Origin of the sequence: Wolbachia endosymbiont (group A) of Sphaerophoria taeniata (assembly GCF_947250735.1) — a bacterium.
Lineage (GTDB): Bacteria > Pseudomonadota > Alphaproteobacteria > Rickettsiales > Anaplasmataceae > Wolbachia.
The window spans coordinates 762,844-775,205 of record NZ_OX366344.1; the positions used below are offsets into that span (position 1 = coordinate 762,844).

Below are 12,362 nucleotides of genomic sequence, written 5' to 3' on the forward strand. Positions count from 1 at the left end.
TTTTTATTTGTATAATTTTGCAACTTTACCCAACCATATAGATAATAAAAACCCGTTTGTCATAGAAACAGAATTCTATATCAAACAGCTGCTGCAACAATTTCCGTTTAAGCTATTGTGAATAAGCACGTCCGCACAAACTTAAAGTGCTTATTCACAATATTCATTTCAATTACTGCTATGTAAATTTTAAATATTCAAATTAATTGCTTCTTTAAGCCTTGCGTTAGCAATTACTATAATTTTACGCATTAGAGCTGTTATAGCTACCATCTTCTTCTTACCACTTTCAACAAGCTTAGAATAAAAGGCACCAAGTGCAGATTTGGACTTTGCAGCAGCCATGGCAGATGTAAAAAGTTTTGCACGAACATTGCTTCTACCACCTGTTATTCTTCGGTATCCAATAGTTTTACCACTTTCTTTTGGATAAGGTGCAACCCCAGCAAGGCTTGCAACTTCTCTCCTGCTTAAGTAACCAAGCTCTGGCATTAAACAGAGAAAATCTTGAGATAACTTTGGACCTATTCCAGGAACTGTTTTTAGGATTTTTTGACGTTGTTGTAACTCACGGCTTTCATCAATAATTTTTTGTATAGTATTATTGAGTTCATCTATTTGAATATTAAAGAATTCGATAGTTTTTTGACAACTTTCTTTTATATGGTCATTTTCAGGTGCTGCCAGTCTACATTTTTCCTGAGCTCTCATTTGCGTAATGTCATCACGACGTTGACAAAGTGCAACCAAGGTTGATTGATTTTCAAAAGTGGGTACAAATAGAGAGATAGTGCTGTGACGTTCAAATCCATATTGAGCAAGAGCTCTTGCATCTGATTTATCAGACTTTGCTAAAGTTCCGTGAGACAAGATAAAGCTTTTTACTTTACGGGTATTAGCTCGATGTGTGGCAATATTTTTGTCAACAAGAAAATGTAATAAACCAAGCTCATACTTTCCTGTATTTTCTAAAGTTACTAAAGAATTAGGTAGGATATCTGAAAACTTTTGAAACAATTGTTGCCAGCCAGAAGTATTATTGTCAAATCCTACAGTATTCTTCTGTTCGTGAACTGCAACAACATTTTTAAATTTCCCGATATCAATGCCAATAAAATTTTGATAAGATGTAATCATTATAACCTCGATAGTTTAATTAATTTAAGATTGTAAACGGGTGCATATACATGTCCCACACAACTATTCAAACGTATCGAGAGATGGGCTAGTGTACCTTGATGGACACGGTTGTAATACCAATATTCTGCCGGTCGCACACGCCCGTGATAACCCTATCCCTATAGTGAGTAGGGTTATCTTTCCCTCTTATTTCCTTTATATCATATTTTTGACTTACAATATTCTGGTCATGAAAGACCAACTTATATAGAAATGAAACTAAGTGATATAGAAAAATTGTTTGAAAGGAGATGAGTTCAGTTTGTCAAAAAGGTTCCCAATTAAGTATACGTAACAGCTCTTCTGGTTATGGAGTATAAAATGTGAAAAAAGAGAATAAATGCTCTAATTTTTTAGATTACAAAGTAATAGGACAGGAAGTAAGAAATCGTAGGTTAGCAAAGGGATATACTCAAAAAGATTTAGCAAAAAAAATCGATACAACATATTAGGTAATACTGCAATATGAAAAAGGAACACGCAGAATTTCAATTAAGAAGTTATATGAATTAGCAGAAGCATTATCAACAACTGCTAGAGATCTAGCTTGCGGACAAGAAGTATCAAATGAGGAAAGGTATGAGGAAGAAGAGATATTAAATCTAGTAAGAAGACATAAAGAGATTAAGGACCAAGAATTACGTGAAACGTTTTATTTATTAACTAAATTCATCCGTATTAGTGAGGAAGAAAGTGGAAAGGCAGTAAAAGTAGAGGTGGCAAAGGGTTTAGTTAAGGAAGGAGTTTCTGCTCATGTTATCTCTCAAACGACCAGTTTATCTATTGATGAATATGATAATGATGAGAAAAAAATTTCTATTCCGTATAAAGTAGGTCAAAGAATAAAAGAATGGAGATTGATACGAGGATACACTCAAGAAGATTTAGCAAGCAAAGTGGGCGTAATAAATCAAAGAATATATGAATATGAACAAGGACGAGCTGCTGTTTCACTTGAAATGTTAGATGAAATAGCAAAGATGCTATTAATTAATATTACAGATCTGCTTCCAGAAACAAGAGAAAATGAGAATAGTGAAGTGGAACTATCAAGGTTAATAGAAGAATACAAAAAGATTAAAAGCCAAGAATTACGTCATGTACTAATAAAATCTCTGTTTGAAAGCATACAAGTTTGCAAAGAGAAAGTGAAGAGAGTAGAAAAGATGAAAATTGCAAAGAATTTAGTTAAGGAAGGAATTTCTATCAATATTATTTTAAAAACAGTGGGCATCTCTTTAGACGAAATTCAACAAATTTAAAATAAAAAATCAGTATCTATTAATATCTTTACTTTTTGATGAAAAAATAAGTAAAAAAGATTGAAAAATTGATTTGACTTCACTCAAAAGCTATGGCCTTATGCCAATGCTGACAAAAAACAGCAGTAAATATATAAAAACATTTTGTTATTAGTGAAGGGTAATTTTTATGAATAATAAGGAAAACAGTAAAGATCGTAGAGAAGAAATAGAATTCAGAGCATTAGAAAGCAACGGTAAAGCACTACTTGATCGTGAAGTAATAGAAACGTTTCTAAGTGCAGTGCATGACAGGGAAGAAGCTCGAATTATTGCTAGAAAGCTAATAGATAGTTTTGGAATAGGAGGAGTTTTAGGCCAGGAAATAGATGACTTGAAAACTATAGAAGGGATAACTGACTCTACAGTAGCAGTAATTTTATGCCTAAAGGAAGCTGCAAAGAGAGTACCAAGAGAAGAGTTAAAGAAAGGACCTGTAATGGATAACTTGGAAACCATAGTAAAATATTTGAGGGTGAGTATTGGTTATTCAGAGGAGGAAAAGATGAAAATAATATATTTTGATCAAAAGTGCCGTTTAAAGGGGGAAGAAGTGTTCACTGGTACAGTGGATAAGGTACCTTTTTACATAAGAGAAGTAACAATAAAGGCATTAATAAGAAAAGCGACGTCAATAATAATATCGCATAACCACCCAGAAGGAAGGTTAAAGCCATCTGATGAGGATGAAGCTGTAACTAAAGACTTGGCTAAAGCTTGTCAGACTATAGGGATTAGGTTGCTGGATCACATTATCATCACAAGTGTTGGGTATTTTAGCTTTAAAGAGCAAGGACTGTTATAAAGCAGATGTTTGAAGATTTTCATGAGTTGTTTAACTACTTGAATGAAGAAAGTATTTGCAATCACATTAATCATTGCTTATAATTAATGAGAAAGTATATATTGAGTTAATAATAAAGTAATAAAGTCGGTTATAGACTTAGTAAAGTATATTTAATAGCGGAGGCTAATATGGTTAATAAAATAATTGTACCTTTTGATGATCAAGAAGGAGGTACTTACGAGTTAAACATTGATCTTGATAGATTATCAAAAGGTGAGGTGTTAAATGCTATTGTAGGAATTGGTCGTACTAAGGAGCAATCCACCTTTGTAAGCAAAATTAATAAGGCTAAAAAGCCTGAAGAAATAGCACCTTTCCCTGGTAGAGAAGTTCGCGAAAACAAAATCAACTATGGGAAAGGATTTGACTATGTTTATGGCACAAAACCTGTAAGTGATCAAGAAGATAAAAATCCATTTGCTTCAGCTTTGAAAAAAATAAAGCCAAGTGCAGAAAAGTTGAGCTGGTTTAAGAGTGCTGTGGTAAGAGCAAAAAGTCCAAATGAACTGCACAAGGTTGTAGACGAAGCACTAGCTGCTGGAGCAAGGCTAAATGCATGTAATGATGGAGAGTGGAGCCTCGCGGAATATGTGATACTGGGCACACATTTTCATAAATTTGATAAGGCTGATCGTAAAAAGCTAATACGTAAATTAATGCTAAACGGTGCAGAGTTTCATGATACTTTATTGGAGAATAAATTGATAGGTGAAATCTATAATGAGCTACAACCAGAAGTTCAGCCACATATAGATGAGAGACTAGAAGAACTAGAGAAAGCTGGCGAAAGTGCTGTGCAAGAAGGAGAATTAATAGATGTTGAAATAGATAATACAACATCGTATATAGAATTTTCTGGGGATAGCAAGGTAGAGGTAGCCAAAATACTGGAAGCAAAAAGAGAGCTAGGAAGTAATATTTTAAAAATTGGCAATGATGCAGTTGAGGTTAAAAGTGAGAAGGGAGGTATAAGAAACTATATCGATATGTCAGATGGAAGCTCTATTATATTAGAATTTCCTACAAGCATTGGTAAGCTAGATATTATATTGTACCACGATGTAAAAAAATATGATCAAGTACAAGTCAGAGTAGAAAATAAGGAAATGTGGTCTAAATTACAAGAAAGAGGCGAAGAAATAGGAAAAAATTGTCTTTTTGCTGGAGTAAAACTTAAAGAAGCAGTAGAAAAGGGAAGTTTTATGAGATGTGGCATATGGAATAGCAAGCAGCTTATGAAGGAGGTTGATAGCCCAAGTGAAAAATTGTCTTCATGGGTAGATAAAGTACGTGAAAATAGTAAAGAAACTTTTAGGGGGCTTTAATTCATTTATTTTAAGGTTCCAGAGTCTACCATTATATCTGGAGCCTTTGAGCTATAGTAGAAAATATTATATGTATGGTTCTTTGTATGAAAAAAAGTCTAGACTGTGAGGTAGGGCAAAAAGTAAAAAATTGGAGGTTAGAGAGAGGGTATACTCAGAAGGATTTAGCGGAGAAGGTTGGTGTAAAGTACTGGGCAATACTGCAATATGAAAAAGGGAGTCGTAAAATTCCAATTAAGAAATTATATGCTATAGCAGAAGCATTATCAGTAAATGTTAAAGGTCTAGTTTGTGGAGAGACGCTACCAAATGAAAAAAGATATTTTGAAGATGAAGAAATATTAAATTTAGTAAAGGGTTATAAAGATAAAGAATTAAGCGAGGTATTTTATTTATTAACCAAATTTATTCGTTTGAGTGAGGAAAGAAGCAGAAAAGCGGTAAAAATAGAAGTAGCAAGGGGTTTGATGAAAGTAGGAGTTTCTGCTCATGTTATCTCTCGAACAACTAACTTATCTATTGGTGAGTATGAGGAGAACAAAATTCCGGTTCCATACAAAGTAGGGCAAAAGATAAAAGAGTGGAGATTGATACGAGGATATACACAAAAAGATTTAGCGAATAAAGTTGGCATAACAAATCAAGGAATATACGAATATGAACAAGGGAGAGCTGCTGTCTCACTTGAAATGTTAGATGAAATAGCAAAGGTATTATCAATCAGTATCATAGATCTACTTCCCGAATCAGATGAGGATAGTGAAGCGGAAGAAAAGCTATCAAAGTTGATAGAAGAATACAAAAAGATTGAGAGTCGGGAATTACGCGATATGCTAATCAAGTCTTTATTTGAAGGTATACATGTTTATAGAGAAAAGGTCAGAGAGGAAAAGAAGATTGAAGTTGCAAGGAATTTAGTGAAAGAAGGAATTTCTGTTGATATTATCTTGCAAACGACAGGCTTATCAAATTATATGATTGAGAAATTTTTGTGATTTCATAAAAACTTAGCCAATAGTGGATTTTTTTGTGATAGAATATATGTTTGCTTCTGTAGGAAAAACAGCTTTTAGAGGATTTATCTATGATAATTCAGAGCATATTGGCTCAGTAAGCTACGAGCTGGGGAAAAAAATAGAAGGTTGTAGGATAGTACAAGGGTATACTCAGGCAAAATTAGCAAGCAAAATTGGTTTAACATATAAGGAAATACATAACTTTGAACTAGGGTGCAAGGCTATTACAATCAAAGAATCGTATATAATAGCAGGAGCATTGTCAGTTAATGTTATAGATCTACTTCCAGGACCAACAGTACTAAGAGAAAACAGTTGGTATGAAGATGAGGATAAAGAAATAGTCTATCTAACAAAAATACATAGAGAAATTAAGGATCAGGAATTACGCAAGAAGCTGTATCCATTAGTAAGGTTTGTATATATTAGCGAGAAAATTAGCCAAGAAGAAGCGAAAATAGAAGTAGCAAAGAATCTAGTGAAAGAAGGAGTTTCAGTTGATATTATTTCCCAAGTGACTCGCTTATCTACTTATGAATATGATGATATAGAGAAAGAAATTTGTACTGATTCTATACTCTACAAAGTGGGGAAAAGGATAAAAGAGCAGAGATTAATACGGGAATACACTCAGGAGGACTTGGCAAATAAAATCGGTTCAACACCTAAAGAAATACACGACTATGAACGAGGATATACAGACATTCCAATTGAAATATTATATAAGATAGCAAAGACATTATCAGTTAACATTAAAGCTCTTGGACTAACAGAATATGAAAATGAGCCAGTTTTTGGGTTTATAGGTAAATGCGAAAAAATTGAGGATCAAGAATTACTGGATACGGTAGCCAGATCTTTATCTGAAGGAATGCAAACTGGTAAAGAAAAGGTTAAAAAAGCAGAGAAAATCAAGATTGCAAAAGATCTAGTTAAGGAAGGTGTTGCTATTGATATTATTGTGCGAGCAAGTGGCCTAACTGCTGATGAGTTGGGTGAGTGTGAAAATTGAATGTGTTTAAGATATAAGTAAAGTTAGTTAATGATTTAACCAGCAGAATTTGCTAACCAACTTTTTTGGCTCAGTTGAATTTTGCTTGTTATAAATTAAGATATGAAATCGCAAAGTTTATCTATTAATTTCTGGTTGTCCTCTATCATTGCATTTGCCTCTTGCTGAAGAGATTTGATATTTTTGAGTGTAATATTGTCCATCTCAGTCGATGCTACTTTCAATTGCGATTGTATTCTTATATATTTATCGTCTATTACTTGTTCTAGTTGATAATCAACGCAATCCAATCCAGAGGCAAACATCACATTCAGTAGTGGCTTGATCCACCCTATTTTGCCAAATTTCCTTGAGTTAGCATACTTTATACTTCTATCTGTTCCACCAGTGCCTATTGATAGCAGTATAATCTCATCATTTGGAAATAACCTCTTACCACTTGCATATGCACAAGCCGCTGGATTATTTGCAAACACTCCACCATCTATCAATACTCTCTCTGTTTGGCTAATTTTCAGACGTTTTGGTGTGAAGTACGTTGGAGCAGCTGTTGTAGCTCTGAGTGCATCTTTCAACTTAATGTTTTTTTCTTTCCAACTTTTGAAGAAAAATTCACAACTATTGTGAATGTCATAACTGGTGAGTAGTAGATTACTCGCAACATCGGCCATAGTACTTTCACCAAAGTATTTGTTGAGAATAAATTCCATATTTCTATATGAGTACTGAGAACCACTCAGCCAAGAAGCAATTGATTTTCTCCAAAATGATGATTGAAAGATATATGCTCCATACTCTTGGTAAAGTTCAACCAAATCATTGGCAGAGTATTGAAGTTTATTGCTTTTACAAAGTCCAGCAACAATAATCCCACCGGTTGAGGTTCCTGCCATTAAATCAAAAATCTGGGAAATTGGCTTTTTTGTCCTAGATTCAATTTCTGCTAGAATAATGGCAGGTATTATCCCTCTAATGCCACCTCCATCTACAGATAAAATGTACTTTGTCACTGTAAAATTTATTTGTGTTTGTGAATAGCTTCAAGTTCGTTGACTTCTTCAGTGAGGTTTTTCACTCTCTCTTCAAGTCGATAGACTATTTCGATTAGTTCTTGGTTTTTTTCTACAAATTTATCATGGATATGTACACGTAGGTCGAGTTTTGCCAACCACCAGATTAACCCTACAGTCTGTACAACTATTGTTATTATTACCGCTATTGGGATTTTTTGCTTTTTCATGTGAAAATATTAACTTGTTATGGATAGTTTTGGAAATTTATATGCAGATTATAGAAAACTTACAGCTTTAGTGATTACTTTTTGTTGATTCGTATCGGTCCTCTGCTTCTGCAAGTAGCTTAATGATTTCATCATAAGGTTTGTCCTTATTATGCCGTGATCTTAATACAGCAATTTTCCTTGGTGTTTTTCCATCTGTATCTCTAATGGTAGGGTCTGAACCTTTGTCTAATAAAAATCTAATTATCTCCAATTTGCCTTCATATGTAGCTGCATGTAAAGGTGTCCATCTTTCATATTTCGTAGCATTTATATCAACTCCTTTTTCTACTAGGAATTTTACAACCTCTGCACATCCCTCTTCTGCAGCATAATGTAGTGCTGTTAATTTAGGGATCTGCACATTAATATCTAATAGATTTTCTACTAAGAATTTTACAGTCTCTAAGTTACAATTTTGAGAAGCAATGCGTAATATCGTTTTATAATTATCTGCAGCCTTTGCCTTCATGTAGGAATAGGTAGCAATAATACATACTATTACTGTTATAAGCCACCAAAAATGCAGCTTGTTTTTTGTATCTTGACCCAATTTATCCATATTCAACATCTTTTTAATATTAAATAGATCATTTACTCATTTTTTATTAACATTACTTACTCAAAGATGCTGACAACATAGTAAGGTAACCTGAGCTATTTAAAGTATGCTCCGCTCTATTAACTATCCATTCACCATCTACCGCTTGGTTAAAGTCTATAAGATTAAGTTTAGCTTCTGCAAAAATTTGAGGATTACCAGGCATAGTTATATCTAAAGCTTCATTTTTACGCTTCAATTGTTTCAACTTGGCATTTGCTGCACTCAGCGCTGACTCTGCATTAGAGTAAAGTTCCAGCATAATATAACTTGGCTCGCTACTACCAACTGTTTCTTTAATAGTTTCGCCCTTTTCATAGCTATGCCACTTTGCCACTACTGAATTATACTTATCACGTACGGTAAAATGTACTTTCCAGTTAATTGTATCTTGAGGTCTAATAGTCGTTGTTCCTAAAGCTTTTCCTGTGGCTGATTTTGCCATATTCTTTGAAATAAACAATATATACCCACCAGCTAATTTTGCCATTGCTTCACGCTCTGTTGCGATCTTTGTTAACAGACTTATATCACTTTCATCTGCCTGATTAATATGGGGTATCAATACATTCTTAAATTCCTTAGCGACTTTGTATCCATATCCATGTTTTTGGGCTATTTCTTTTACTAAGTTTTCTATGGTAATTTGGCGCCATTCTTTTGATACTTTTGCCTTCAAAGATATTCTTAAATTTGTTGCATGAGCTTTGATTAGTAGAGTCTTAGGTGGACCCTGTATAGTCACTTCGTTGACTGTATATATACCCATTGGAAAGATTCCAAATTCCTTATAACCTAGTGCTATGTTCAATTCATTCGGAATATCTATGTCTTCATCCCTGTAATTAACACACACTTCAACTACATCATCTATTATTCCTGATTCATCTGTAAGGTGCAATGATATAACTCTATCTTTAATTGATTCACATTTATCTATTATAAAATCTGGCTGCATTTATTCCCAGACCTTTAATTTTGACTTTTGTACTATTTTCTTAATAGTAGGAAGCTTTATCTTTAATCCTGCAGGCAAAAAGCTTCCGTATTCTGCCAAACCTAAGTTCTCTGCTAGTACTAATTCCACTACTCCATCAGTAAATCCGTAATGTTTCCAGCAAATCAGATCTAACATCTCATTTTCTTTACTCACATAGTATACAGTCATCTATAGCTTTTTAAACTCAAACTAAATTCAACTTTTCTTGGTAGTCCATTAGGTAAAAAATACATCTGCTTTTCTTCTAACCTAGTAATTACGAATTGTCCTAAAATATTACCTAAACTATCTACTAAAATATGTGGTTTTTCAGCTTCTTTCACACTCTTTAATTGATTTAGCCCGTTGAGATTATGCAGATAAATCATTCCTTCTAAATCTATATTTTCTACACCTTGACCGATATTTTGTAATAGTGGCATATTTTCAATACACTCAATCGTGCTCCAACGATTTTCTTTGCTATACTTTAAACTTGTGGGAGCAAACTTATACGGACCAAGAGATAGCATCAATAAAATGTCTCTACCGTATCAAATAAAACATCACGTGACTTTTCTCTTATCCTTTTTATTACTTCATCTGCAAGACTACGAACATCTTGGTTAGGTTCTGCTTTAATGCTGATAGTGTAATTATTAGTGATGTTCTGAGTTTTATTTTGTTCTTTATTTTCAAACTTACTCCTTGCAAATATCTTATCGCTCTCTGTAAACTTTTTCTCCTCAATAAGGCTTTTGACTCTGAAGCTATTTTTATTTCTCTTTGAAAATTCTTTAATTATACTGTTACCTAGCACAGGATTTCCACTGTTGAGAATATTACTCTTTATGGGAGTATGGACTGCTTTTATTTCAGTTTTTCTTTTTTCAAATTCTTTCAGTGGGCTATTTTCCAATACTTTTCCAAATACACTTTCCCCTATCCATGAAAAAGCTTTTCCTATAGGTTCAATGAGTGATTTCCACAAGCTAGAGAAAAAGTCTTTCACCTTTTGCCAGTTAGCTATAACAAGAGCTGCACCAGTAACAAGTCCAGCAACTAAAAGTCCTATAGGGTTAGCGAGTGTTATTGCTCTTAGTCCTGTTACTACTGCAGGAAAAACTGTAGCTGATAAAAATGAAAATACTCCAAGTAGGTTTGCTTTCAGACTAAAAATCGTACTTCCTAGCAATGTAAATCCGTATCCTAGTCCTACTGCTACAATTTTTAAACTTATCAAGGATGCTACAGTACCCATGATCGCCGTGGTTAAAGTTGGATATTTTTCTGCAAACTCTGCTATATATCTAGTTTTTTCTTGTAAAAATTCAGCTATAGATTTTAAAGTAGGCAACATCACTGAGCCCAGGTTCATACCAACTTCAGCTATTGCATTTCGAAGAAGTCGTAATTTATTAGCTGTAGTGTCTGCACGATTTTTGAATTCTTCTTGTAGAGAGCTCTTGTACTTTTCTGTATTAGCCAATAACTTTATTGCATCCTCATACTTATTAAAACTTCCAGCTAATAATGCAATATCATCTTGATATTCCTGACCGAAAAGTTTCATAAGGATTGTAGAACGTTCCTGGTTATCCATTTTCTTTAGAGTTTGAAAAAAATAGAGTAATGCTTCTTCGCCGTTTTCGCTTATTCTTTGTACTATTTCTTCTGCAGTTATTCCCATTTGCTCTAATGCTGCTTTAAAATCCCCTCCTTGTTCTTCAGCAGTCTGAAGTTTACTAAGTAGAGCATTTATAGCAGTTGCAGCTTTTTCAGGTGTTTTACCTAAGCTAATGAAAGCATTTGCTAAACTACTTGTTTTCTCGATATCCAAACCAAACTGCTTTGCAGTACCACCAACTATTGCTAGAGTTTCAACCATATCTCTTGCTTTAGCAGCAGTGTTATCTGATAAGTGGTTGATCACATTACCAACATGTTCCATTTTACTAACATCAATGCCATAAACGTTAGAGAGTTTAGCTATAGAATCACCTGCTTGCTCTGCAGACATATCAAATGCTGTAGACATTTTTGCCACTGTTTCTGTAAACATAAAAAGATCTTCTTTCTTGATACCAAGTTGACCACCACTTGCAGCTATTTGTGCCAGTTCTGCGGCTGATAATGGTATAGTGCGTGACATCTCTTTTAACTTCTTTGCAAATTTAGTTGCTTCATCCGTTCCTTTTTTAAAATCTACCACTTTTGTAACATCAGCCATAGCACTTTCAAAGTCAATCGCAACTTTAACTGGAGCTGCAAGCGTTAGCCCTAGCCCAATAGTCTCTATAATTTGTGACTTAAAATGTGCTTTGCTTGCTAAAAAACTTTGGTGACTACGTATTGCAGACCCAAGCTTACCATACTTACCTTTTAGCACTTCAATAGAAGAACCAAGTTTATATTGATCACTTACTAATGACTTAATATTTCTTCCACTTTTCCTTACTTCTTCATTAAATGAATGCAAAGCATCTCTCTTTTTCAAATATGCTTCTTTTGCTTTTGTTGCAGAAAACTTAGCTTTATCAAATTCAGCTTTTAAAGTTTTGCTCGGTTTCTCTATTGCTTTCATTTGTTTAGCTAAAGATTTTACTTGATCTTCAAAGCCCTTCCACGACCTCCTGCTAGTCAAAACATCACTACCCAACTGCTTAAATTTTGATACTGATTTTAAAGATGAGTCAAGCTTTCTTATGTTCTCACCAAGATGAGTAAGTTGACTACTACTGCCCTTTATTACAGTATTAAAACTGCCATCAAGTACTGCACCTATTTTTATCGATAATACTGACATTTGAACTCCCTAGCTAA

12 protein-coding genes and 1 pseudogene are annotated in these 12,362 nt (G+C 33.9%); 5 read left to right on the top strand and 8 right to left on the bottom strand.

Annotated features, from left to right (window positions below):
* Window positions 1-189: 189 nt before the first annotated feature.
* The gene (locus OOK84_RS03800) at window positions 190-1,137 is read right to left on the bottom strand and encodes an IS110-like element ISWpi12 family transposase (RefSeq protein WP_264731046.1); all 948 of its coding nucleotides are present in this window, start codon (window positions 1,135-1,137) and stop codon (window positions 190-192) included.
* Window positions 1,138-1,502: 365 nt separating this feature from the next.
* On the opposite strand from OOK84_RS03800, the pseudogene wmk (OOK84_RS03805) reads away from it, so the two are divergent.
* The 5 genes and pseudogenes from wmk (OOK84_RS03805) to wmk (OOK84_RS03825) all read left to right on the top strand — a co-directional run bounded on the left by wmk (OOK84_RS03805) (window position 1,503) and on the right by wmk (OOK84_RS03825) (window position 6,680).
* Window positions 1,503-2,441: pseudogene (gene wmk, locus OOK84_RS03805) on the top strand (WO male-killing family protein Wmk).
* 169 nt (window positions 2,442-2,610) lie between these two features.
* Complete coding sequence (locus tag OOK84_RS03810) at window positions 2,611-3,285, top strand: JAB domain-containing protein (protein WP_264731048.1); 675 nt, start codon at window positions 2,611-2,613, stop codon at window positions 3,283-3,285.
* Window positions 3,286-3,455: 170 nt separating this feature from the next.
* Complete coding sequence (locus OOK84_RS03815) at window positions 3,456-4,652, top strand: hypothetical protein (RefSeq protein WP_213863739.1); 1,197 nt, start codon at window positions 3,456-3,458, stop codon at window positions 4,650-4,652.
* Window positions 4,653-4,738: 86 nt separating this feature from the next.
* Window positions 4,739-5,647: a WO male-killing family protein Wmk gene (wmk, locus tag OOK84_RS03820; protein ID WP_264731050.1), complete on the top strand. Its 909-nt coding sequence runs from the start codon at window positions 4,739-4,741 to the stop codon at window positions 5,645-5,647.
* 46 nt (window positions 5,648-5,693) lie between these two features.
* A complete protein-coding gene (wmk, locus tag OOK84_RS03825; RefSeq protein WP_226079678.1) occupies window positions 5,694-6,680 on the top strand; it encodes a WO male-killing family protein Wmk in 987 nt (328 codons plus the stop codon).
* Between the two features lie 95 nt (window positions 6,681-6,775).
* Here the strand turns inward: wmk (OOK84_RS03825) and OOK84_RS03830 are convergent, their stop codons facing one another.
* The 7 genes from OOK84_RS03830 to OOK84_RS03860 all read right to left on the bottom strand — a co-directional run bounded on the left by OOK84_RS03830 (window position 6,776) and on the right by OOK84_RS03860 (window position 12,345).
* The gene (locus OOK84_RS03830) at window positions 6,776-7,690 is read right to left on the bottom strand and encodes a patatin-like phospholipase family protein (protein WP_019236454.1); all 915 of its coding nucleotides are present in this window, start codon (window positions 7,688-7,690) and stop codon (window positions 6,776-6,778) included.
* Window positions 7,691-7,698: 8 nt separating this feature from the next.
* Window positions 7,699-7,920: a hypothetical protein gene (locus OOK84_RS03835; RefSeq protein WP_108783956.1), complete on the bottom strand. Its 222-nt coding sequence runs from the start codon at window positions 7,918-7,920 to the stop codon at window positions 7,699-7,701.
* Between the two features lie 67 nt (window positions 7,921-7,987).
* Window positions 7,988-8,521, bottom strand: coding sequence for an ankyrin repeat domain-containing protein (locus OOK84_RS03840; protein ID WP_155968672.1), 534 nt, complete (start codon window positions 8,519-8,521; stop codon window positions 7,988-7,990).
* A 52-nt stretch (window positions 8,522-8,573) separates the two neighbouring features.
* A complete protein-coding gene (locus tag OOK84_RS03845; RefSeq protein WP_264731052.1) occupies window positions 8,574-9,518 on the bottom strand; it encodes a contractile injection system protein, VgrG/Pvc8 family in 945 nt (314 codons plus the stop codon).
* Window positions 9,519-9,728 carry a tail protein X gene (locus tag OOK84_RS03850; protein ID WP_006015620.1) on the bottom strand — a complete coding sequence of 70 codons (210 nt, stop codon included), beginning with the start codon at window positions 9,726-9,728 and terminating at the stop codon, window positions 9,519-9,521.
* The gene (locus OOK84_RS03855) at window positions 9,725-10,072 is read right to left on the bottom strand and encodes a phage tail protein (RefSeq protein ID WP_039950887.1); all 348 of its coding nucleotides are present in this window, start codon (window positions 10,070-10,072) and stop codon (window positions 9,725-9,727) included. The genes OOK84_RS03850 and OOK84_RS03855 overlap by 4 nt, the downstream gene beginning before the upstream one ends.
* Window positions 10,072-12,345, bottom strand: coding sequence for a phage tail tape measure protein (locus OOK84_RS03860; RefSeq protein ID WP_264731054.1), 2,274 nt, complete (start codon window positions 12,343-12,345; stop codon window positions 10,072-10,074). The genes OOK84_RS03855 and OOK84_RS03860 overlap by 1 nt, the downstream gene beginning before the upstream one ends.
* Window positions 12,346-12,362: the final 17 nt, after the last annotated feature.

Coding starts and splice junctions, on each gene's coding strand:
- OOK84_RS03800 (WP_264731046.1), bottom strand. CDS start 1,137: ATGATTACATCTTATCAAAATTTTATTGGCATTGATATCGGGAAATTT.
- OOK84_RS03810 (WP_264731048.1), top strand. CDS start 2,611: ATGAATAATAAGGAAAACAGTAAAGATCGTAGAGAAGAAATAGAATTC.
- OOK84_RS03815 (WP_213863739.1), top strand. CDS start 3,456: ATGGTTAATAAAATAATTGTACCTTTTGATGATCAAGAAGGAGGTACT.
- wmk (WP_264731050.1), top strand. CDS start 4,739: ATGAAAAAAAGTCTAGACTGTGAGGTAGGGCAAAAAGTAAAAAATTGG.
- wmk (WP_226079678.1), top strand. CDS start 5,694: ATGTTTGCTTCTGTAGGAAAAACAGCTTTTAGAGGATTTATCTATGAT.
- OOK84_RS03835 (WP_108783956.1), bottom strand. CDS start 7,920: ATGAAAAAGCAAAAAATCCCAATAGCGGTAATAATAACAATAGTTGTA.
- OOK84_RS03840 (WP_155968672.1), bottom strand. CDS start 8,521: ATGGATAAATTGGGTCAAGATACAAAAAACAAGCTGCATTTTTGGTGG.
- OOK84_RS03845 (WP_264731052.1), bottom strand. CDS start 9,518: ATGCAGCCAGATTTTATAATAGATAAATGTGAATCAATTAAAGATAGA.
- OOK84_RS03850 (WP_006015620.1), bottom strand. CDS start 9,728: ATGACTGTATACTATGTGAGTAAAGAAAATGAGATGTTAGATCTGATT.
- OOK84_RS03855 (WP_039950887.1), bottom strand. CDS start 10,072: ATGCTATCTCTTGGTCCGTATAAGTTTGCTCCCACAAGTTTAAAGTAT.
- OOK84_RS03860 (WP_264731054.1), bottom strand. CDS start 12,345: ATGTCAGTATTATCGATAAAAATAGGTGCAGTACTTGATGGCAGTTTT.